At 39.9% G+C, this 21,783-nt stretch carries 18 protein-coding genes and 1 riboswitch; of the genes, 15 read left to right on the plus strand and 3 right to left on the minus strand.

Translation table 11 applies throughout. The features are described from left to right. Positions 1 to 17 precede the first annotated feature (17 nt). Positions 18 to 1,325: an adenosylmethionine--8-amino-7-oxononanoate transaminase gene (locus tag LDM98_RS11535; protein WP_223899563.1), complete on the plus strand. Its 1,308-nt coding sequence runs from the start codon at positions 18 to 20 to the stop codon at positions 1,323 to 1,325. Between the two features lie 2 nt (positions 1,326 to 1,327). Here the strand turns inward: LDM98_RS11535 and LDM98_RS11540 are convergent, their stop codons facing one another. Next, positions 1,328 to 2,542: a tetratricopeptide repeat protein gene (locus LDM98_RS11540; protein ID WP_223899564.1), complete on the minus strand. Its 1,215-nt coding sequence runs from the start codon at positions 2,540 to 2,542 to the stop codon at positions 1,328 to 1,330. Between the two features lie 151 nt (positions 2,543 to 2,693). Then, entirely contained in the window at positions 2,694 to 3,269 is a 576-nt protein-coding gene (locus LDM98_RS11545; RefSeq protein WP_223899565.1) for a class II aldolase and adducin N-terminal domain-containing protein, read from the minus strand. A gap of 177 nt (positions 3,270 to 3,446) precedes the next feature. Between LDM98_RS11545 and rsmH the strand changes: the two genes are divergently transcribed. From rsmH to LDM98_RS11560, 3 genes are read left to right on the plus strand one after another with little or no spacing between them, the layout of a single operon-like run. Next, positions 3,447 to 4,382, plus strand: a complete 936-nt coding sequence (gene rsmH / locus LDM98_RS11550) for a 16S rRNA (cytosine(1402)-N(4))-methyltransferase RsmH (RefSeq protein WP_223899566.1) — start codon at positions 3,447 to 3,449, stop codon at positions 4,380 to 4,382. Next, positions 4,369 to 4,641: a hypothetical protein gene (locus LDM98_RS11555; protein ID WP_223899567.1), complete on the plus strand. Its 273-nt coding sequence runs from the start codon at positions 4,369 to 4,371 to the stop codon at positions 4,639 to 4,641. Before rsmH ends, LDM98_RS11555 begins: the two co-directional genes overlap by 14 nt. Positions 4,642 to 4,659: 18 nt before the next feature. Continuing rightward, the gene (locus LDM98_RS11560) at positions 4,660 to 7,773 is read left to right on the plus strand and encodes an efflux RND transporter permease subunit (protein WP_223899568.1); all 3,114 of its coding nucleotides are present in this window, start codon (positions 4,660 to 4,662) and stop codon (positions 7,771 to 7,773) included. Here LDM98_RS11560 and LDM98_RS11565 read toward each other — a convergent pair. Then, on the minus strand, positions 7,770 to 8,591 hold the full coding sequence (locus LDM98_RS11565; RefSeq protein WP_223899569.1) for an acyl-homoserine-lactone synthase: 822 nt from the start codon (positions 8,589 to 8,591) through the stop codon (positions 7,770 to 7,772). The two genes, LDM98_RS11560 and LDM98_RS11565, sit on opposite strands and share 4 nt — an antisense overlap. Positions 8,592 to 8,773: 182 nt before the next feature. After that, a riboswitch (cyclic di-GMP riboswitch) is annotated at positions 8,774 to 8,851 on the plus strand. Positions 8,852 to 8,947: 96 nt separating this feature from the next. Between LDM98_RS11565 and LDM98_RS11570 the strand changes: the two genes are divergently transcribed. The 11 genes from LDM98_RS11570 to LDM98_RS11620 all read left to right on the plus strand — a co-directional run bounded on the left by LDM98_RS11570 (position 8,948) and on the right by LDM98_RS11620 (position 21,739). Continuing rightward, positions 8,948 to 10,858: a hypothetical protein gene (locus LDM98_RS11570; RefSeq protein ID WP_223899570.1), complete on the plus strand. Its 1,911-nt coding sequence runs from the start codon at positions 8,948 to 8,950 to the stop codon at positions 10,856 to 10,858. Beyond that, the gene (locus tag LDM98_RS11575; protein ID WP_223899571.1) at positions 10,855 to 11,304 is read left to right on the plus strand and encodes a hypothetical protein; all 450 of its coding nucleotides are present in this window, start codon (positions 10,855 to 10,857) and stop codon (positions 11,302 to 11,304) included. Before LDM98_RS11570 ends, LDM98_RS11575 begins: the two co-directional genes overlap by 4 nt. Beyond that, a complete protein-coding gene (locus tag LDM98_RS11580; protein WP_223899572.1) occupies positions 11,301 to 13,190 on the plus strand; it encodes an EAL domain-containing protein in 1,890 nt (629 codons plus the stop codon). The genes LDM98_RS11575 and LDM98_RS11580 overlap by 4 nt, the downstream gene beginning before the upstream one ends. Before the next feature lie 116 nt (positions 13,191 to 13,306). After that, positions 13,307 to 14,203, plus strand: a complete 897-nt coding sequence (locus LDM98_RS11585; protein ID WP_223899573.1) for a polyprenyl synthetase family protein — start codon at positions 13,307 to 13,309, stop codon at positions 14,201 to 14,203. Continuing rightward, the gene (gene hemA / locus LDM98_RS11590; protein ID WP_223899574.1) at positions 14,203 to 15,510 is read left to right on the plus strand and encodes a glutamyl-tRNA reductase; all 1,308 of its coding nucleotides are present in this window, start codon (positions 14,203 to 14,205) and stop codon (positions 15,508 to 15,510) included. Before LDM98_RS11585 ends, hemA begins: the two co-directional genes overlap by 1 nt. After that, positions 15,507 to 17,027, plus strand: coding sequence for a proline--tRNA ligase (gene proS, locus LDM98_RS11595; RefSeq protein WP_223899575.1), 1,521 nt, complete (start codon positions 15,507 to 15,509; stop codon positions 17,025 to 17,027). Before hemA ends, proS begins: the two co-directional genes overlap by 4 nt. Position 17,028: 1 nt before the next feature. Then, positions 17,029 to 17,451 carry an FxsA family protein gene (locus LDM98_RS11600; RefSeq protein WP_223899576.1) on the plus strand — a complete coding sequence of 141 codons (423 nt, stop codon included), beginning with the start codon at positions 17,029 to 17,031 and terminating at the stop codon, positions 17,449 to 17,451. Continuing rightward, positions 17,396 to 18,229 carry a thioredoxin domain-containing protein gene (locus LDM98_RS11605; RefSeq protein WP_223899577.1) on the plus strand — a complete coding sequence of 278 codons (834 nt, stop codon included), beginning with the start codon at positions 17,396 to 17,398 and terminating at the stop codon, positions 18,227 to 18,229. Before LDM98_RS11600 ends, LDM98_RS11605 begins: the two co-directional genes overlap by 56 nt. Before the next feature lie 54 nt (positions 18,230 to 18,283). Beyond that, positions 18,284 to 19,237, plus strand: coding sequence for a hydroxymethylbilane synthase (gene hemC, locus LDM98_RS11610; RefSeq protein ID WP_223899578.1), 954 nt, complete (start codon positions 18,284 to 18,286; stop codon positions 19,235 to 19,237). A 15-nt stretch (positions 19,238 to 19,252) separates the two neighbouring features. Then, positions 19,253 to 21,073: a menaquinone biosynthesis decarboxylase gene (locus tag LDM98_RS11615; RefSeq protein WP_223899579.1), complete on the plus strand. Its 1,821-nt coding sequence runs from the start codon at positions 19,253 to 19,255 to the stop codon at positions 21,071 to 21,073. Between the two features lie 69 nt (positions 21,074 to 21,142). Next, complete coding sequence (locus tag LDM98_RS11620) at positions 21,143 to 21,739, plus strand: peroxiredoxin (RefSeq protein ID WP_223899580.1); 597 nt, start codon at positions 21,143 to 21,145, stop codon at positions 21,737 to 21,739. Positions 21,740 to 21,783: the final 44 nt, after the last annotated feature.

A 21,783-nucleotide genomic window follows, 5' to 3' on the forward strand; every position in this document is an offset into this window, starting at 1 on the left:
GGGAGTTTGAAAAGAATATGACTGATCAAAATGCAAAAATGATGCAGCGAGACCTGGAAGTGATATGGCATCCGTGTACACAAATGAAGGATCATGAAACTTTGCCATTGGTCCCCATTAAATCCGGGAAAGGTGTCTATCTTTATGATTTTGAAGGTAATGCCTATATCGATGCGGTCAGCTCCTGGTGGGTCAATATTTTCGGACATGCCAATGAAACGATCAACACGAAGATCAAAGCACAGCTTGACACATTGGAACATGTACTCCTGGCAGGCTTCACACATGAACCGGCTATAGAACTTGCACATAAACTGGTCAATATAACGCCTCACGGTCTGGACAAAGTTTTTTATGTAGACAATGGTTCTTCTGCAGTGGAAGCAGCATTAAAAATGAGTTACCATTACCATCTCAACAAGGGAAAGCGTAAGGCACTTTTCCTTTCATTGACAAATTCGTATCATGGAGAGACAATCGGTGCATTGAGTGTAGGGGATGTCGAACTCTATAAAGATACCTATGCGCCTCTGCTCATTGCCAATATGCAAGTACCTGTACCCAAAGACCAAAGTGTAGAAGCTGCCCAAGAAGCATTGCAGGCGTTGGAAGAAGTCTTAAAAGAGAAGGGGGATGAGATAGCAGCCTTTATCATTGAGCCTCTCATTCAGGGTGCAGGAGGGATGCATATGTACCATCCTGCCTATCTTTCAGGGGCAAGAGCATTGACACAACAGTACGGTGTGCATCTCATCACAGATGAGATCATGACAGGATTTGGACGTACGGGAAAGATGTTTGCCTGTGATCATGCAGAGATATCGCCTGATTTCATGACCCTCTCTAAAGCTTTGACAGGAGGGTATCTGGCGCTCTCTGTGGTCATGACGACCGTTGATGTCTATGAGGCTTTTTATTGTGACTATAATGAATACAAAGCTTTTTTGCATTCGCACAGTTACACAGGGAACCCTTTGGCATGTGCTGCTGCATTGGCTACTTTGGAGATATTTGAACAGAATGATATCATAGGAGAGAATGAGAAAAAAAGCAGGTATATTAAAGAAGCGTTGGAAAAGTTTTCTGTTTTATCCAATGTAAAAGAGATACGGCAGCAGGGTATGGTCACCGCCATAGAGTTAAAGGGGTACGAAACCACTGAACGTATAGGTGTAAAGATCTACGAATATGCTTTAACACAGGGGGTCTTACTCAGACCACTGGGACATATCATCTATTTTATGCCTCCGTATGTCATCTCTTATGAAGAGATAGACAAAATGATAGAGGTGGCCTATGCAGGGGTAAAAAAAGTAGCGAAATAAATTTACTTTTTAAAGAAACGGCGGTTTTCTTTTTGTAAACGGTGATAATGCTTTTCGGCACGTTTAATACCAAACTCCATGGCTTCTTTGTAGAACTGTTCAGCCTTTTTTTTGTCCTGGTTCGTCTCTATACCGTGTTCATAAAACTGTGCTATGTCACAGAGTGCTTCAGGGTAATCTTCAAGGGCTAAACTATGCATATGTGCAAAGGCTTCAGGGATGTTTTTTGTGAGTATAACACCCTTAAAGAGCTCTCGGGCCAACATAAACTTGGCAAACTTTGATTCTGAAGCAGCACAGATAAGCAGGAGTTGAGCGGCTTCACTCTCTTTACCCTCTTCATTTAAGTGTTTGACAGATGTGAGCGTTTCTTCTATCTCCTCTTCCGTATACCCCTCCTGAGAGATCTTTCTTAAGAGGTTTTCAACAGAATCAAACTTTTCATAGGTTCTTTCTTTCATCGGATACTGCTTTTTCATACTGTTCAGTTTCTGAGCAATGTAAGGAATCGCTTTATATTGCTGTGAACGTGTTTCTTCTTCTCTCTTTATAGCAGGTTTGAGCTCCTTGAGGAGTTCATCTTTGGAGGGCAGTTCTTTTTGTATGAATGTCTCAGTCTCTTGGGGCATAGACTCTTCTATGACCGGTTCATTTTTTTCACTCTCTTGGTTATCAAAAAAGGTATCTTTATCTGTATGATCTGCCTTTTTTGGAGATTCAAAGAAAGTATCTGTGGAAGTCTGTGTAACATCCAATGTAATGTTGTCAGTCAGTACATGGTCCACGTCAATATTGAGAAGGGCATCAAAAGCACTATGCTCCACTTGTTTTTGTTCCACTTTTGTTTCTACTTTTGTCTCTTCAGGAAATTCATCAAGAAGAAAATCATTCATATCGATCTCTTGAGGTTTCTCATTTCTATGTGATGTGACAAAAAGATCGAACTCATCTATGATAGCTTGCTCTTCTGCTGCCATAGCAGCTTGTGCTTGCTGTGAGGTTCTTTGCAGTATATCTTCTGTGGGTGTTTCAATATATTGGTTAATAAGACCTTGAGCCTTTGCATAGTTCTCTGCCTGAATGGATGTAATGATCTCCTGGATTTTCAGATCTGTTTTAAGGAGCCCCAACTTTAAGATCTGAAGCTGTATGGTCTCTACATCAGTGATGGAAATTGCATGGTTAATGATGCTTAATCTTTTCTGTGTCTGATTCATATCAGGTATCCTATGTTAGATTGTATTTGAAGGAGTATAACAAAAGAATGCTTTACAGAAGTGTTGACACATGAACGGTAGTTGTTTGTATCTACTCTCTATGAGAGCTGAAAATATGTACTTTATGAACAACAAGAATAAGGAGGATGCTTTACAGAATGGCTGATAAAGCCAACAATCTGCAAGAGTTTTCCAAAATAGAAATCTTCTTTGCCATCTCCGTGATATCCCTGTCGTAGGAGATCAGACCAAAACCTTTGATAAGAAGTAGGTGCGTGTCATGTTTTTGGAAAAATTTTGGGATCTCGTAGGGTGCACGCTCCATCCAGTCATCTATGTTCTTTGGGTCATAGACGATGATCTCACCCAGGACTTTTTGTCCAAAGTAGTCTTGCGGAGAGACTTTGCCATGCTTGAGTGAGTAGGCTGTCGCATAAGGGGGCATCGTATAACAGACATATTTTGCATTGGGAATGGTTTTATAGATATGTTCGTGTATATGGACATCAGGATTTGCCATACTCCAACGATAGTCTCTCTTTTGACAATCAAGTTTGACCAGTGAATCTTCGGTGAGCTCATCTAAGATCGTATCTTTAGAGTTGATGATAAATCCACTGCTGCTTACTCTTGCGGAGATGGAGCCATGATAGACACCAAAGAAGTTTTTGTTAAACAGAGAGAGTGAAACATGTTTAATGTCTTCAATGAGATGCTTATCTACCATTTGGATAACCTTTAGTTAGGAATATTTCGGTATTATATCATTAAAATAGTTGAACCCTCTGAATCAACCAGGTGCGTATAATGGGTTCGTACAGGTAAGGCTGGATAGAAGATTTTCCGGTCCGACGCAGCTAAGACAAAGTCAGCCAATCAAACTATGATGCATTGAAGGAAACATATGGAAACACCTCATATACCTGTACTTTTAGATGAAGTATTGGAAAGTTTCAAGGATGTCGAAGAAGGCTATTTTGTTGACTGTACGCTTGGTTATGCAGGGCATAGTTCTGAAATACTGGCCAGATATCAACATTTGAAACATATAGGCATAGACAGAGATGATGAGGCTTTGGCTTTTTCCAAAAAACGCCTGGCACCCTATGAAGGTCGCAGTACACTTTACAAGGGTACGTTTGCAACCGTGTTCCCTACATTGCAAGAAAATCCGATAGTCGCAGTGTTGGCTGATTTCGGTGTCTCCTCTTTACAGCTGGACAAAGAGGAGAGAGGTTTTTCTTTTACCTCGGAAACACTGGATATGCGAATGGATGCATCCTCCCCGCTCTCAGCGTATGAAGTGGTGAACACCTACCCTAAAGAAAAACTCGAATATATCTTTGATGCATATGGCGAGATCCGTTCATTTAAAAAATTGGCATCTGCTGTGGTAGAGGCAAGGGCACAAGCGCCTATCAATTCCGCTAAAGAGTTGAGTGAGATCGCGAAAACGGTTATCCCTGCGGGAGGAAAGATACACCCTGCAACTTTGATGTTCCAGGCGATCCGTATAGAGGTCAACAATGAACTGGGTGAAATAGAGGGATTACTGGATGCTTTGGAACAAAAGCATGTGAAAGGGGAAGTGGTCTCTCTCATCTCTTTTCACTCCTTGGAAGACCGTCTGGTGAAGAACCGTTTTAAAAAATGGGCACAACAGTGTATCTGTGATCCTCAGGCAATGCGCTGTACCTGCGGTAAAAACCACGCTCTGGGTAAAGCATTCTCTTCCAAGCCTGTAACCGCAAGCAAAGCGGAACTCAAAGTGAATCCTCGAAGCCGGTCTGCAAAACTGAGAAGTTTCAGATTTAAAAAAGACAGTAATGATGGTAAGTAAAAAGAAAAAACTGAAGCCTAACGGTATTACTTTCGGTATGGCCATGGTCATATTGATGTCCATAGCCATTGTACTGATCTTGACAAGTATTAAGATCTACTTGAGCAATCAGATCTACTATGAAAGTAAGGTTGTGAACAAAATGGTACGTGAAGTTTCCGTACTGAAGGCAGAAAATGTGATGCTTGAACAGAGTGTAGAGGCATTGAAGTTCAAGAACAGGGTCACAGATACCATCTTTGTCATACAGGACAATTAGCAATGAGATTAACACACTATGATACGTAGTTTTATTCGTTTCGCAGTAGATAAACCTATTATCAACCATATTTTGATGGTTTTCATGTTGCTGCTCTCTGTTTTTGCCTATCAGAACATTGCCAAAGAGATCTTTCCTCCTTCTACCCTTGATCAGATATCGGTTCAAGGCGGATATGTCGGTACAAGTGCGGACGTGTTGGACAAAATGGTTGTCACCAGTATAGAAGATGAACTTAAAAGTCTTCCTGAGATAGATACCCTTTACACCAGTATACAAAATGGCAGTTTCAGTATCAATGCTGATATTAAACCCGGCAGTGATACGCAGTTGGTCCTTTCGGATGTGAAAGATATTATCTCAAAAACAAGACGTGACCTGCCTGCAGATATGGATGAACCGATCGCACGTATCGTGGTACACGAGTATCCGCTTCTGCTTGTTGCAGTTTCAGGTGATGTAGAGAAAAAAGCACTGATCGACGCGGCAGATGCGCTTAAAAGTAAACTGGCACTGATCCATGACCTTAGCAGCATCGAGATACGCGGTGACACGGATGAAGAAGTGGTCATTACCTTGGACCAAAAAAAGCTGGATGCGTATGGACTGGATAAAGCCGGAGTCTATACAGCCATTTCAAGTATATCGAGTATTTTCCCTGCGGGAACACTCGACGGTCAGGGTGACCATCTTTATATCTCTACGATCAATGGTGAAAAAAGTGCCGAAGCATTAGGAGAAACACTCCTGAGCGTAGGCGGAAAAAGTTTCCGTCTGGAGGATGTGGCCAAAGTCTATTACGGCTTGGGTGACCCTACGCAGATATCGCACTATAACGGTAAGCAGAATATCTCTTTGAACATCAACAAAAGTAAAGAGGGGAATGCCATTGCCCTGAGTAAAGAGATACGTAAAATACTTGTCGACTTTAATAAGAAGTATGAAGATGTCAGATTTGAAGCCTATACGGATACTTCTATCTGGGTCAAGAACCGTTTGAACCTCGTCTCTTCCAATATTTTGTTCGGGCTCATCCTGGTCTTTATGGCACTCTTTCTGTCTGTCAACATGCGGATCGCATGGGTGGTGGGTATCGGGATACCGGCCAGTTTTATCATTACCCTGATCATCATGGATATGATAGGCTACAGTTTGAATATGCTGACACTGCTTGGCGCACTCATTGCCCTAGGTATGCTGGTGGATGAAGCCATCGTTGTAGCGGAAAATATCTATAGGCATATGGAGATGGGAAAGACACCGAGCGATGCTGCTATAGAAGGTGCACTGGAGATGTTCCCAGCAGTACTTACGGCAACACTGACAACGGTCTTTGCATTTTTGCCACTCTTGATCATGAGCGGTAAAATGGGAATGTTCATGCAGGTTTTACCTGTGATGATATCGGTATTGCTCATCTCCTCTTTGTTCGAGGCATTTTACTTTCTGCCGCTGCACTCCAAAGAGTTCTTTGCGATGGGTACCTTTAAAAAAGAGAAACATGACGAAAGCTTTTGGAAAGGCTGGGTGAAATGGTATCAAGGGTTTTTGGGAAAACTGTTAGAACATAAGAAGTGGTCTCTTCTCATTATATTGATCCTGATCGTTTTGGGCACTTTGGGCATGGTAAAGATCACCAAGTTTCAGCTTTTTCCTGAGTTTGATGCACAGCAGGTCTACCTGAACGGAAAAGTAAACATCAACAATGATCTGCAGGATACGGAAGTCTATGTCACACAGATAGAAGAGGCACTGCTGGAGATACTGGATAAAAACGAGATGGATTCAGTCACTTCGGTGATAGGGTTTAAGTTCAACAAAGACCAAAGTTTTGAGTTGGGCGAGAACCTTTTCCAGATCTTTATCAATCTGCACGAAAAAGCACCTGAAAACTTTTTTGACAGATACATCAATCCGATATTTTCTTTGGAATATGACGGCAGTGATATGATCAGAGAGAGACTCTCTCAAGAGATCGCCAAAGAGATACAAGAACGTATTGTTCCCAAATTTAAAGCACAGGAGCTTCATCAGGAAAAACTCTATGAAGAGTTTAATGTCTATGTGCAACAGGCGGGTATCGTAAGTAATGATATAGAGATCGGTTTTGAACATCCCAATAGAGACAAAATGTTGGCTGCCATGAAAAGAGTAGAAGTAAAACTTGAGAGTATCAACGGAGTAGAAGATATCGCTGACAACGCCAATGAGGGCGAGCGTGAACTCAAACTGCGTGTCAATGAATACGGACAACAGCTGGGGTTTAGTGAAGGGTATGTGATCTCTGTACTGAAGGGTGCATTTTTGAAGGCTGAGTATGCAAAGATGTTCAACAAAGAGGGCTTGGTCAGAGTGAAGATAGAAGATGTCTATAAAGAGAATGCATCCGCTATCAGAAACTTTAAACTGACAACCCCGGATGGAAAACAAGTGGTACGGCTTTGGGATATCTGTGATTTTACCTATCAAAAAAGCTTTGTCAAGATATTTAAAGAGGATGGTGAAAAAGTACGTTCACTCTATGCAAGGGTGGAAAAGAAGGTCATTACACCGGTTGAGGTCATGCAGCAGTTAAAACCACTTTTGGATGAGATACAAAAAGAAGGGATCAAGATCATTATTAAGGGTGAAGAGAAGGAGAATGCAAAGTTGAAAAAAGAGCTTGGACAGGCACTGATGATCGCTCTATTCCTGATCTTTATCACTTTGGTCTGGATGTTCAACTCTTTGGTCTTGCCATTGATCATACTGACAACGATTCCGCTTTCTCTTTTTGGTGCGTTGGTCGGAACAAAACTCATGGGTATACATATGACGATGCCGGGTATGATGGGAGTCATAGGACTTGCCGGTGTGGTGGTTAATGATGGATTGATTATGCTTGACTTCATCAAAGGGAGTAAAGATTATGCCCAGATACAGGACAAAGCAGGGATGAGACTTCGTCCTATTTTACTGACTTCTGTGACCACCGTATTGGGCCTATCCTCTTTGATGTTCTTTGCTTCTGGACAGGCGCTCATCCTTCAACCTATGGCTATAAGTCTTGGTTTTGGTATTGCTTGGGCAACGGTCTTAAATCTCTATTATGTACCGTTGATGTATGCGGTTATTTATAGAGTGAAAAACTAAGCTATAGGTTCGGCTTTCTTTTCTTCTAGTAAAAGTGATAAGTCGACATCATCTCCATATGCTTGAAAGAGGCGGCAAATTTTATCGAGGTGAATGTTTGAACGTTCCAGATAGGGGTTGTTGTCTATAAATTCCCAAAACTTTTCAGGATTATTACAGAGGTCTTTGAGATAATGGCGAGTAAGTCTTCCCATTGTTTTTTCCGTATTCTTTAAAAGTTCATTTCTTTCTATGGCAAAAGGTGTTCTGATCCCATAATAGTCTACGGGGTCACCTATCTGTTGAAATCGTACGCCTTGTCTTCTCAGAATACGATCTAATGAAGGTTCCATGATAGAGAAAATCGTAGAATAATGATAGAGGAAAAAGTTTATCCTGGTTGACACCATAAGAAGCATAGCTAAATGTGTTCTCAGCTCTATCGCCGAAAAGTCCTTGTGTTCGAGGAGAGTATTAGATAAGGCTAAACGTGAAACTTCACAGATGGGTAACTTTTCACTCAAGTGCTCGATACCTTCTACATTTCCATCTTTTTGCATAGGCATGCTTTGAACAGGTGTCTCTGCATTGATAAAAAAGACCCTCACTGTACCGACATATTTTTTTCTAGTATTATCTCGTAAGAGATAGAGGAATGATTGTTCATCATCATGGCTAAAAAGATACCCCTTCTCTTCTAAAAACTCAGGTGACATTGAGTACTTGTGCGAAAAAACTTCTGCTCTTACTTGTTTGATAGCTTGAAAATCTTGTACATCGGTTGCGAGTACTAAAGTGTATTCTTCAGTTAAAAGTTTGAAGATCTGTTCTGAGGTCATTGAGACTCTTTCTTTGTAGAAATTAATAAATTTAAGATGGGTAATTCTAATCTACATTCTATTAAATGAAGTTGACATCAATCAGTTGCTTTTTGTAAGAGATTAAATATTTAGAATTCCCAGAATTAAAGTTTGTTAATGATACAATAAGGATTATTGGACGGTCATAAAAAGATATTTTGTATTGTCAAATCTAAACTTATCGTGAGGTAAGGGCGGAAAGTTATGGTTCTTTGATAGAAGATTGCCAAACTACCAATAAATGTATTTCTATGATACGTTTTTTCCTTCACTTTAGTTGTAGTACCTATTTCATGTTGAGTGAGATAGATTGAATTAAACTTTAGGATGAATAAATGAAAATGGTTTTAACCAGTTTTAAACTCTTACTCTTTGTGCTTATCACAAATACCCTCCATGCAAATGATGTTCAAAAGCTTCTGAATGATTTTAATCAGAAAAATGATTTAAGTCAAAAAACAATTGATGAGAATAAAGGGCATTTGGTACTTTTTACCAGAGAAAAACTGGAAAAAATGCATGCTAAAACACTGAAAGATGTATTTAAGACGACACCGGTAGTTTATTATCATGAAAATAGATATGGGTTACCTGATCCTTTGACTTCAGGAGCATTTGAACCTTACCGTAGTAATTTTATCCGTCTTTATGTGGATGGCGTAGAAATAACCCAAGGATGGATGGGAAGTGGTTTGATGCTTTATGGGGATGTGAATATAGATTTTGTTGATCATATAGAGTTTTATTATATGACACCCTCTTTTGAAACCAGTGTAGAGCCTGCATATCTTACGGTTTTTCTCTATTCTAAAGATCCCAAACGAGACAGTGGTGGAAAATTGGATCTTATAGGGGGAAGTAGAGGGTACAATTCTCAAAGTATCAATTATGGCGAGCAAAAAGAAGATTTTTCATATATGATCAACTTCTCTCATACGGATGAAAAAAGAGAGACCATAGATAATGGGACTTCTACCCCTCTTAAGAGAGATTTTGAACGTACACAACTTTTTTCTTATGTTAAAACAGAAGATCAAATTCTTCATTTACAGGTCATGAAAAAAAATACAGACAGTCTTGCGGGCATGAGTTGGGATGCTACACCTTTAGTCTCACAAATTGACTATCTGAATTTACATTTGGATTACGGAATTGATTTAAGTGAGCATTGGCGTACACAGCTTGCCTATGATTGGCTCAAAACTGATATGCTGCAAGAGGATGAGTATAGGGGCACCCCTTTTACCCAATATTACGGGGAATTAGCTTGGACAGATGCTTTGGGCTCAAATATTTTTGATGGTGAGTACAAAAACAGTACTTATACAGCTGAACTAACGTATAAAGAAACGATAGAAGACCACCGTATCACAGCGGGAGTAAAAGGAAGATACAAGAAGCTTGACTCTTTTGAAAGAGATGGACAAGATGCGCTTGTCACTCCTTTTACTACAGAGACGATCGCTACTATTTTTTTCCAGGATCAATATGCATTAAGTGCTCAACAATTGTTAACTCTTGGCATATCTTATAATCACATATCACGAAATGGAGACGTAGAAGATGACTCTCTCTTGCAACTGCGTTTAGGATACCTTTATGCCAATGATCATTGGAGTTATAAAACATATCTTTATCGTACCCAGTTTGCGTTAGAACCTCTTACACGTTATTTAGATTATACAAATTCTAAGGATGTGGCACTGCAGACTACAATAGGTGTGACTCAAGAGCTTGCATATAGTGATCAAAATTATCGTCTAAGATTGATGTTGCTTTTAATGCAGGATGAGGATGGTCTTTTAGAAAATAACATAGCAGGAGCAGAAGGAAATACAAAATATTTCTTTACCGTTTTCAATTATGATTATAATTTTGATATAAATAATAAAGTAAATTTACAACTTTATTATGCAGACTATAAAGACATTTTTGATTTAGATAAGCTTGAAGACGTAAGTGGATATCTTAGTTTTACAAATAGCTATGAAAATTTTGACTTTTACAATGGTGTAGTATGGCATTTAAACAACCTTGATTGGACAAATTATTTTGATCTAACAAGCTCCATTTCTTGGAATTTCAATGAAGACCTGACGTTGACATTAAAGGGACAAAATCTCTTAGATAAAGCTAAAAAAACAAATCTGTTTAGGACAGATCCTGCAACTGGCAGTATCTTAAGTCCTTTGAAAATTTCTCCTATAGATCAACGTATCACTATTGAGTTGGAATATTTGTTTTGAAAAAAATTCTCTTACTTCTCATTCTTGGCTATGGGCAACTTTTTGCGCTAGATAGTGAGAGTACACTTAAAATGTATCATGGTATTTTTACTGCATTGTCTTCAAAAATACCCATCACTGTATATATAAAGGATAAAGAGTACAGAGATGTATTTATCCATTCTAAAAAAATTGTATTATCTAATACAGTTCAGGGATCAGATATTGCTTTAGTGACAGATGAGAGAACGTTAAAGGATATTTTGTATACTAAAAATAGAAACTTTGCTAAAAAACCGATTATTTTTGTAACAAATTATCATTTTTTAAAGATGTCCGAGAAAATCGTTGGGGCATTTTATTGGCGGAAAGGACGCTCACAGTTGTTATTCATTAAGAATAGATTGAGACAATATAATATTACTTTACCTAAAGAGTATCAAAATTTTATGATTGATGAATTATGAGAAAACAGTATTTTGATAAATTTATTTTTTTCTTGATGGCTCTACTCATCATATTTGCTGTATTTTTACAGATCACAACAGTTCAAAGTACAGAGAAACTTAAAAAAGAAGAGATAGATAAAGCAGAACAATACGCATCCAAAATCGCTAAACTTATACTACGACAAACAGACAGTAATATAGAACCAATACTTACAAATAATCCTAAATTTAGAGATTATCTCAACGAATCCCTTCAAGCCTTTTTAACCAAACAGTATCAATATATCTTTGTACTGAAAAAAGATGTAAAAGGAAATTACCGTTTTTTACTCGATGGATCAGAAGAAGAACCTGAAGAGTATAAGACGATTTTTTTCCCTAAAAGTGAACTGTATGACAAGGTATATACAACGCAGAATATGCAAATTATTGAGCAGCATGAAGGGGTTGAACAGATTTGGTTGTCACTGGTTTACCCTATTGTGAGTGAAAATGAAACGCAAGCACTTTTAGTTTTGGACCTTTCAAAATCTTATGGCGAACATCTCAATAAATTTAACTCTCCACTGATGACCGTTGTATGGATGATGCAGATTTTTTTACTTCTCAGTATGTTTTTACTGGTTTTCCTGGCATATAGATATTATAAAATTCGTAAAGAGCTTATTATAGATGATTTGACCTCTGTCTATAAAAAGCAATACCTGCAAGAGTTTTTTGAAAAAAATCGATTGGATGACTACAATGTAATGTTGCTAGACATAGATGAATTTAAAAGGGTCAATCAAAAATTTGGTTATCAATTTGGTGATATTATTCTTACAGAGTTTACAAAAACACTTTTATCTACCTTGTCCCCTGGTGCAATACTTGTACGTACAGGAGGAGCAGAGTTTCTGGTTGTCTCCCCAAAATCAGAGGCTACAGTAGAAAAACAAGCACAAAAAACATTTGATAAGTTAAAAGAAAAAAAATATCTTATAGGTAATGACATACAGTATTTGACCGTTTCAATGAGTGCCATGAGTATTCCAGAAAAAAGTACGTCTGTGCAAAACATTGAAAGGTTGTTGGACGAAAAACTTTTAGAAGTAAAAAGTAACGGTAAAAATGCTTTGGCAATCTTATCCAAAGAAGAACTTAGTGGTATAAATTATAGCAATGTAGATTATATAAAAGAAGCTTTAGAAGAAGAACGATTAATATGTCTTTACCAGCCTATCTATGAAACACAGACAAAAAAAATTAAGAAATATGAAGCTTTAGTGAGACTTATTGATAAAGAGGACCCAAAAAAGCTCATTATACCTTTACATTTTATGAAATTGGTAAAAGGGACAAGTCAATATATCAAAATGAGTAAGTTGGTTTTCCGAGACGTATTTCAAACCTTGAAGAGATATGAGGATGTGGAAATAAGTGTGAATGTAGATCTAGATGATTTAGACAATGCAGATATGATGAACCTTATTACACATAATTTATATGAACATAGAACTATAGCAAATAGGTTGACTTTCGAAATTTTGGAAGATCATGAGGTGAAAGATCATGGAAAAGTTATGTTTCATTTACAACAGTTAAAGGCATTTGGTTCGAAAATAGCACTGGATGATTTTGGAAGTGGATATGCAAGTTATAGTTATTTGATAAAGTTGAATATAGATATTTTAAAAATTGATGGAAGTATTATCAAAGAATTAGAACATAGACCCGATCATGCTAAAACTGTCATTAGCTCCATTCGGGGATTAGCTGAATCTTTTCAATATGATCTGGTTGCCGAATTTGTTGCAGATGAATATATCTACAACATCATCAAAGACCTGGGTATTCAATATGCTCAAGGATATTATTTAGGAGAACCAAAACCTATTGAATGGTATATGGATAAAAACCACTAAGAGTTTACACTTATTAAAACTATTTTGCTATAATTATTGACTTTTTATAATACTAAAATAGGATACAACCGTGAGTAGCATCTATTGTTACTCACTGTACATAAGGACCGGTATACGTGCTAAGTGCTGTTGAGAGAAAAATAGAACAATTTATAGCTGACCTGAATGATAAAGAGATAAGTGGACTTTATGCTCAACTGCCTGATGGTAAAAGACTGCGTGCAAAGCTCATTTTGAAAATTGCGGGTAATAGTCTTTCTGTGGTGAAGACAGCTGCTGTCGTTGAGATGATACATGCTGCAAGTCTTTTACACGATGATGTGATAGATGATGCCTATACCAGACGTTCAAAACCTTCTCTCAATGCACTCTATGGCAATAAAACAGCCATCATGTTGGGTGATGTCCTTTACTCCAAAGGTTTCTTGGAGTTAAACAACATCAGTCCGGATGTGGCCAAGATGGTCTCCAATGCTGTTGTACAACTCAGTCTTGGAGAACTGAAAGATGTTTCACTTTCCAAAACATTTAACTTGGACAAAGATGTTTATATTGATATGATCTACCAGAAAACGGCTTCTCTGATGGAAGCCAGTGCGGGTGCTGCCGCTTTGTTGGCCGGTAAGTCCAAAGAAGCCTATATGACCTACGGTAGAAACCTGGGTATAGCCTTTCAAATGATAGATGATCTGCTTGATATCACATCAGACAGTGCCACCTTGGGTAAACCCGCATTGCATGATTTTGAAGAGGGTAAGACCACACTGCCATATATCTATCTGTATGAACTGCTGGAGAGTGATGAAAAAGAGAAACTCAGAGCACTGCATGCAAAAAAGCTCTCTGCAGACGAACAGCATTGGATCAAAATGAAAATGCAGGAACACCGGGTGATACAAAAAAGTTATCAGGAAGCCAAAACACTGATAGAAGAAGCGATCACACTGATGAATGAGAAAGGTGAAGATGCACTCTCAAATATCGCTATGCAGATGATAGAAAGGGATTTTTAATGTATTACCAAGTGATGAGTTTTTCTCATAAGAACTGTGATCAGGGTATGCGAGAAAAGTTGGCATTTGCCAATGATGAAGAAAAAATTGCAATGCTCAATCAATTGGTCGAATTTGAGTTTATCCATGAAGCATTTATCGTGTCTACCTGTAACCGTGTTGAGATCGTATTGGCAACACGTGACAATTTTTCAAGTTATCACACGATCCTGGGACTGATGAGTCAAAAGAGTGAATTGAACTTTTATGAGATCAAATCCTCAGGTGTACGTTATGATGATGAAGAGGCAGTACAGCATATTTTTTCTGTGGTCTCTTCACTGGACTCTTTGGTCATAGGTGAATCTCAGATCACAGGACAGGTGAAAGAGGCATTTATGCTCTCGCATCAAAATGGTACGGCCGGGCGCAAACTCAATCGTATCATCTCTTATGCAGTGAAGTGTGCGGCAGAAGTACGCAATGCAACGAATATTTCCCACAACCCTATTTCGATCGCATCAGTTGCTGTGGCACAGGCACACAAAATTCTGGGTGACAGTATGGCTGGTACGACAGCTATGGTAGTCGGTGCCGGTGAAATGGGTGTATTGGCCACGAAACATCTACTGAGAGCAGGTTGTGATGTGGTGATGCTGGGAAGAGACCAGGAGAAGATCGAAGCGCTGGCAGAGACCCTGGGTGAAAATGTCAAAGCAGCCACTATGGAAAAACTTCCAAAGTATCTGAACCGTTACCGTCTGCTTTTTACCGCCACTTCAGCCAGAGAACCGATCATTACGCAGGACCTTATAGAGAATGATACTTTACCAAGACTCTGGTTTGACATGGCAATTCCCAGAGATATCGAAGATATGGCGTTGGAGAAATTGCAACTGTTCCGTATCGATGACCTTCGTACCATCTCTCAAGACAATCATGCATTACGTGAAGAACAGGCAGTAAGAGCAGCTGAGATCGTAGAGAGATATAAAGAAGAGTTTTATGCATGGCTCAGAGCACTTTCTATTGAACCGGTGATCAAAGAGATGAGAGAACAGGTGAATGATGCCATAGATGCTGAAATGAAAAGGGCCCTAAAAAAAGGTTTTGTACCGGCAGAAGCCGAAGCAAATATGCGTAAAATGGCAGAGCAGATGTTCAAACGTTTCTTACATGAACCCACACAGAACCTGAGACACTCTTCAACAGAGAAGAAAAATGCGAACTGCATAGAATCGATCAAAAAAATGTTCAATATAGATACCGACAACATTGATCTTAAACAGTATAAAAACGACCATCATACAAAAGGATACAACGCGTGAGATTTTCAAGATTATTAATCCCTACAACCAAAGAGACACCCAATGACGCAACACTGGCGAGTCATATCTATCTTATCAGAGGCGGGTTTATACAGTCAGTAGGGGGAAGCGGACTTTACAATTTTCTGCCCTTAGGCAAAAAGATACTGGATAAAGTACATGCCGTGGTGAAAGAAGAGTTAGATAAAGCAGGGTGTCAAGAGGTGAGTCTCTCTTTTGTGACACCTGCGGCACTTTGGGAAGAGAGCGGCCGTTTAGAGAAGTATGGTAAAGAGCTCTTACGTTTCAAAGACCGTAAGGAGAATGACTTCATTTTAGGACCGACCCATGAAGAGATGATGGTGAACCTGGTGAGACAGACAGTGAAAAGTTATAAGCAGCTTCCTTTGAATGTCTATCAGATCAACCTCAAGTTCCGTGATGAGATACGACCACGATTCGGTCTGATGCGCGGACGTGAATTTTTAATGAAAGATGCCTATAGTTTTCATACCTCTACAGAAGATATGCAAAGAGAGTTTGCCTTGATGGAAGAGACCTATAAGAAAATATTCACACGTCTTGGGCTGGAGTTCAGGGTTGTAGATGCGGACTCCGGTGCGATCGGTGGATCTGGAAGTAAAGAGTTTATGGTACTGGCTGATTCCGGTGAAGATACGATCGTGGTATGTAACGACTGTGACTACGGTGCCAACATAGAAGCTGCTGTAGCAAAACCGAAAGTCTATGATGCTTCAACAGAGATCAAAATTATCGCAATGAAAGCACTCTATGATGAAGGTGTCAGTAAAGTCGTTCATTTTGCTCTACCTGCATCTGTAGAACTTCAGGATGTGAAAGCATGCAATGCAGTCAATGCCAACGATCTTGTAGAGTATGAAGAGACAGCAGCGATAGAAACACTGGTTGTGGACGCTGCATTGGAAGGGGTTGATGACCTTACGGCAGCAGAGAAATGTTATGCTGATATCTCCGCGGTGCAAGAGGGTGATGCTTGTGCCTGTTGTGGTGGGTCATTGCGTTATACCAAAGGTATCGAAGCAGGGCACATCTTCCAACTGGGTACACGATATTCTGAACCCTTAGCGGCAAACTTCTTAGATGAGAACGGAAAGTCGCAGCCTATGGTCATGGGAACCTATGGTATCGGTGTGAGTCGTCTGCTTGCGGCCATCATCGAGCAGAACCATGATGAAAAAGGGTGTATCTGGACGAAAGAGTCTGCACCGTTCGATCTGCAGATCATCGTCTCCAATATCAAAGATGAAGAACAGGTCGCTTTGGGTGAGCAACTCTATGAAGCGATGTTGGCCAAAGGTGTGGATGTACTGCTTGATGACAGAAAAGACAGATTCGGTGCGAAGATAAAAGATTATGAACTTATCGGTGTACCTCATGCAGTGATCATAGGAAAGAAACTGGCAGAGGATACAGTAGAGTTTATGACCAGAGACGGTATGGTCAAAGAGGAAGTCTCTGTAGATTACATAGTCGATTTTCTGGCTGAAAGATTTTAATATGATATTTCTGATCATTCCTTTTGCTCTCATCGAATTGTACCTTTCGCTAAAGACCGGAGAGACTATAGGTTTTTTTTGGTCAGTGGTATGGATCGTACTTAGTTTTGCTCTGGGCATGATGCTTTTACAAAAATCTTCACAAACGATGATGGGCAATATGCAGTCAATGAGACAGGGAAAACTTGACTTGAGAAGATTTCAAAATGCAAGTATGTCCTACTTCATCGCTGCGATCCTACTCATTATTCCGGGAGTATTCAGTGACCTTTTGGGTGTCATTGCATTTTTTTATTCACTTTATTTACAATTTATTGCTAAAATAACCCCCGAAGGAACAACACATTTTACAAAACAAGGAGATGATGATGTCATTGATGTCGAAATTATTGATGAGCACAGTCGTAGCGACCGTGACTCTTAGTGCAAATGCACAGCCAGATAACAAATTATTAGTTAAATATGTGAAGAGATCTGTGGTGAAAAATCCACAGGTGAAAGTTAACGGTGTAACCGTACTTGAGTCTAAAACAGATAAGAGATTACCTGGATGGACGATCTTGTTAACGACGATGGATCTGGAGTATCAGAAAAAAGAGATACATGCACCTGAAATGATGTTTGTGAAGGATGGACTCATCACAGGGCACTTAGTGAATCTAAAAACCGGAAATGATTACAGAGATGAGATCAAACCTAGTGTCCCTCAGAGCTATTATGATGATGCCCACCTGCTGTTTGGTAACAAGGATGCAGAGCATAAGATACTGATCTTCTCTGATCCTCAATGTCCGTTCTGTCAAGAAATAGTACCGGAGATATTTAAAGTATCTAAAGAGAACCCTGCAAAAATTGCAGTCTATTATTATCACCTGCCGTTACTTCGTATCCATCCTGTTTCAGATGTACTGACACGTGTGATGCATGTGGCACAACATGAAGGTAGAACAGATGTGGTTGAAAAGATCTATTCACTTAAGATTGACCCGAGAGAGACAGATATGACGAAGATACTAGCTGCAGTAAAAAGCCATACCGGTTACAGTGTCACAGCAGCACAGGTAGATGCTGAAGAGGTGAAAGCAGCCATGCAGGCAGATGAAATGGCCTCAAGTAAAATGATGGTCACAGGTACTCCTACTATCTATATAGATGGTGAGTGGGATAAAATGCGTAACGGGTATAAAACGCTCATAAAATAATGGAATTGGCGCTGCATGAGACTTTGTCTTATGCAGGGATAGACAAGGGTAACAGTGGAAAAATTAATTATAGCGACAAGAGCAAGTGCTCTTGCACTTTGGCAGGCATATCACATTAAAGAGAGGATCGAAACTTCCTTTCCGGAGATCACCGTAGAACTGAATGAAATTACCTCAAAAGGTGACAAGATACTGGACAAACCGCTTGCACTCATAGGGGGCAAGGGACACTTCACCAAAGAGCTTGAAGATGAGATGCTTGAAGGGAATGCAGATCTTGCAGTACATTCCCTTAAAGATGTACCTACTTACATTCCCGAAGGTTTGGAACTCTGTGCCATTACAGAACGTCAAGATCAGAGCGATGTCCTGCTATCACATACCTATCAAAGTCTGGATGACCTTCCTCAGGGTGCAGTGGTAGGAACCACAAGTCTAAGAAGACGTATGCAGCTGCTAGAGAAACGTCCGGATCTCGTGGTCAAAGAACTGAGAGGCAATGTCAACACAAGGCTCAGAAAGCTCAAAGAAGGAGAGTATGATGTGATCATACTTGCTTATATAGGACTGCATAGACTTGACCTGCTTAAAGATGTCCCTTTTGTTGAAAAATTGGATTTTTTCATCCCACCTATGGGACAGGCTGCGTTGGGTATCGAGATCGTAAGTAACAATGAGAGGGTTCGTGAAATAGCCATGACCTTGAATGATGAGAATTCTTATCTCTGTACAAAGTTGGAACGTGATTTTGTCTCAAAGATAGGTGCGGGGTGCTCTGCTCCTGTGGCTGTGAATGCAGTCATCACAGGTGATGATATCACGATTAAAGCGATGCTTGGATACCCGGATGGTACGAACATCATGCATAAATCATTGACAGCAAAGGTAGATGCATGTGATGCATTGGGACAACAGTTGGCTCTAGAGATGATCACTGAGGGTGCTCTGGAGATACTTGAAAAAGCAGAATCTATAGCATTTAAAGATGAAATGCCAGAGAGACTATAAGTAGAAAGTTGATAAATGCAAGACGTAGTACAATGGCTTAAAGAGTATGGTAATTTAAAGATCATCGAGGAACCGTTGGATGTGGAGCTTGAGATCCCACATGTGGCCTATGTGGAAGTCAAGACAGAGGATTCTCGTCCTATCCTTTTTACCAATCCTGTGAACAAAGCCAAAGGTATAGCGTATGATATGCCTGTACTGATGAACATCTTTGCCAACAAAGACCTGACGGAAAAGATCTTCGGCAAACATCCTGATGATGTAGCCAAAGGTATAGATGAACTGCTTAAGCTCAAACCACCTAAGGGATTCAAAGCCAAGTTGGCGATGCTTCCTAAACTCTTTTCACTTAAAAATGTCTTTCCCAAACGTTTAAAGTTCAAAGGAGAGTGTCAAGAGGTCATCATTCCTAAAGATGAGGTGGACTTGGACAGATTACCTATACTCAAGACCTGGGAAGAGGACGGTGGTCCCTTTATCACGATGGGACAGGTCTATACAAGGAGTCTGGACGGCGAAATGCAAAATCTCGGGATGTACCGACTGCAACAGTATGATAAAAAGAGACTGGGGATGCACTGGCAGATACATAAAGATGCTTCGCACTTCTTTGACCAGTACCAAAGAGCCGGTAAAAAAATGCCTGTAACCGTAGCCATAGGTGGTGACCCACTTTATATCTGGTGTGGACAGGCTCCCATGCCACATGGCATGTTTGAACTGTTACTCTATGGTTTTGTACGGAATAAAAATGCACAGCTGGTGAAGTCGATCACCAATGACATTTATATCCCCCGTGATGTAGATGTGGTCATAGAAGGTTTTGTGGATCCTGAAGTCATGGAGATAGAAGGGCCATTCGGTGACCATACGGGTTACTATACACTGAAAGAGCCGTTTCCTGTGATGGATGTAGAGACGATCACGATGAAAAAACATCCGGTATTTCAGGCAACAGTAGTAGGAAAACCGCCGTTGGAAGATAAGTATATGGGCTGGGCAACGGAACGTATCTTCCTGCCGATGCTTAAACCTATGGCTCCAGACCTGATAGACTATAATATGCCTGAAAACGGGGTCTTCCACAACCTGATATTGGCAAAGATGAAAACACTCTATAAGGGACATGCACAGCAGTTCATGCATGCATTTTGGGGAGTGGGTCAGATGAGCTTTGTCAAACATGCCATTTTTGTAGGAGAAGATGCCCCCGATCTTGAAGAGAGTCAAGCCCTGGCAGCACATATACTCAATCGGCTGGATCAGTGTAAGATCCTCATCACACAAGGTATCGTGGACCATCTTGACCATTCGTCCTCAGAACAGTTCGTCGGCGGGAAACTGGGTGTGGATGCAACAGGAGATGAAGTAGAAAACGGTGTAGAAGCGTTACTTTCAGATGAAGTGCTGCTTGATAAGATGCGAGAGATAAGCAGCAGTGTAGTAGGCCTGAAGCAGTACATGACAGAGACCAAAACACCGATCTGTGTGATCAGTGTGGATAAAAAAGAGTCCCAACGCAATCTCATTAAAAAACTTGAAGGACTTGAGAAGCATATCAAACTGCTTGTCATTGTGGATCATGCGAATAATGATCTGAATGATGCCTATATGCTCATTTGGCGTGTAGTGAACAATATAGACGCAGGAAGGGATGTCATACTTAAACCGTTCATAGCGATCGACGGGACGAATAAAAGTGAAGTGGACGGCTATGAAAGAGAATGGCCCGGAGATACTTTCTGTACGAAAGAGGTGCTTGACGGCCTTCAGGAAAAAGGGCTTATTGATATAGATGAGGCTTTTATTAAAAAATTCGGATTGCTGCCTTTTTAATTTAATTTCCTTTTAAAGATACTATGATAATATTTCCTTGTTAATAAAAATTATCAATAAGGAAATAACATGTTAGTAACAAAAAAAGCTCCAGACTTTACAGCAACAGCCGTACTTGCAGACGGTTCAATCGTAGACGATTTCAATCTTATGGAAAACCTAGGTGAAAAAGGTGCAGTACTTTTCTTCTACCCACTAGACTTTACTTTTGTATGTCCATCAGAGATCATCGCATTCTCTCATAGAGCTAAAGAGTTCAGAGAAAGAGGTATCAATGTGATCGGATGTTCTGTAGACTCTCAATTTTCTCACTTTGCCTGGAGAGAAACTCCAGTAAATGAAGGTGGGATCGGGAAAGTTGATATGCCATTGGTAGCAGACCTTAATAAGCAAATTGCTAGAGACTATGATGTTCTTCTTGATGACGCTGTAGCACTCAGAGGGTCTTTCCTTATTGATGCAGATGGTACTATCAGACATGCAGTGATCAACGACCTTCCGCTTGGTAGAAACATCGATGAGATGATCAGAATGGTAGATACAATGCTATTTACTAACGAGCATGGTGAAGTGTGTCCTGCTGGTTGGCAAAAAGGTGATGAAGGTATGAAAGCAGACACTGCTGGTGTTGCTGAATATCTTGCAAAACACGAAGGCGATCTATAAGACCTTAGTATATTCCCATCTTCAGAGATGGGTGTATACATAAG

It is taken from the genome of Sulfurovum sp. TSL1 (genome assembly GCF_019972135.1).
Classification (GTDB): Bacteria; Campylobacterota; Campylobacteria; order Campylobacterales; family Sulfurovaceae; genus Sulfurovum.

Excerpts from the sequence above, each read along its gene's own strand:
- hemA (WP_223899574.1), top strand. The coding sequence starts at position 14,203 with ATGTATTACCAAGTGATGAGTTTTTCTCATAAGAACTGTGATCAGGGT.
- LDM98_RS11570 (WP_223899570.1), top strand. The coding sequence starts at position 8,948 with ATGAAAATGGTTTTAACCAGTTTTAAACTCTTACTCTTTGTGCTTATC.
- LDM98_RS11555 (WP_223899567.1), top strand. The coding sequence starts at position 4,369 with ATGATGGTAAGTAAAAAGAAAAAACTGAAGCCTAACGGTATTACTTTC.
- LDM98_RS11605 (WP_223899577.1), top strand. The coding sequence starts at position 17,396 with ATGTCATTGATGTCGAAATTATTGATGAGCACAGTCGTAGCGACCGTG.
- LDM98_RS11545 (WP_223899565.1), bottom strand. The coding sequence starts at position 3,269 with ATGGTAGATAAGCATCTCATTGAAGACATTAAACATGTTTCACTCTCT.
- LDM98_RS11565 (WP_223899569.1), bottom strand. The coding sequence starts at position 8,591 with ATGACCTCAGAACAGATCTTCAAACTTTTAACTGAAGAATACACTTTA.
- LDM98_RS11560 (WP_223899568.1), top strand. The coding sequence starts at position 4,660 with ATGATACGTAGTTTTATTCGTTTCGCAGTAGATAAACCTATTATCAAC.
- LDM98_RS11620 (WP_223899580.1), top strand. The coding sequence starts at position 21,143 with ATGTTAGTAACAAAAAAAGCTCCAGACTTTACAGCAACAGCCGTACTT.
- rsmH (WP_223899566.1), top strand. The coding sequence starts at position 3,447 with ATGGAAACACCTCATATACCTGTACTTTTAGATGAAGTATTGGAAAGT.
- LDM98_RS11580 (WP_223899572.1), top strand. The coding sequence starts at position 11,301 with ATGAGAAAACAGTATTTTGATAAATTTATTTTTTTCTTGATGGCTCTA.
- LDM98_RS11600 (WP_223899576.1), top strand. The coding sequence starts at position 17,029 with ATGATATTTCTGATCATTCCTTTTGCTCTCATCGAATTGTACCTTTCG.
- LDM98_RS11535 (WP_223899563.1), top strand. The coding sequence starts at position 18 with ATGACTGATCAAAATGCAAAAATGATGCAGCGAGACCTGGAAGTGATA.
- LDM98_RS11615 (WP_223899579.1), top strand. The coding sequence starts at position 19,253 with ATGCAAGACGTAGTACAATGGCTTAAAGAGTATGGTAATTTAAAGATC.
- LDM98_RS11540 (WP_223899564.1), bottom strand. The coding sequence starts at position 2,542 with ATGAATCAGACACAGAAAAGATTAAGCATCATTAACCATGCAATTTCC.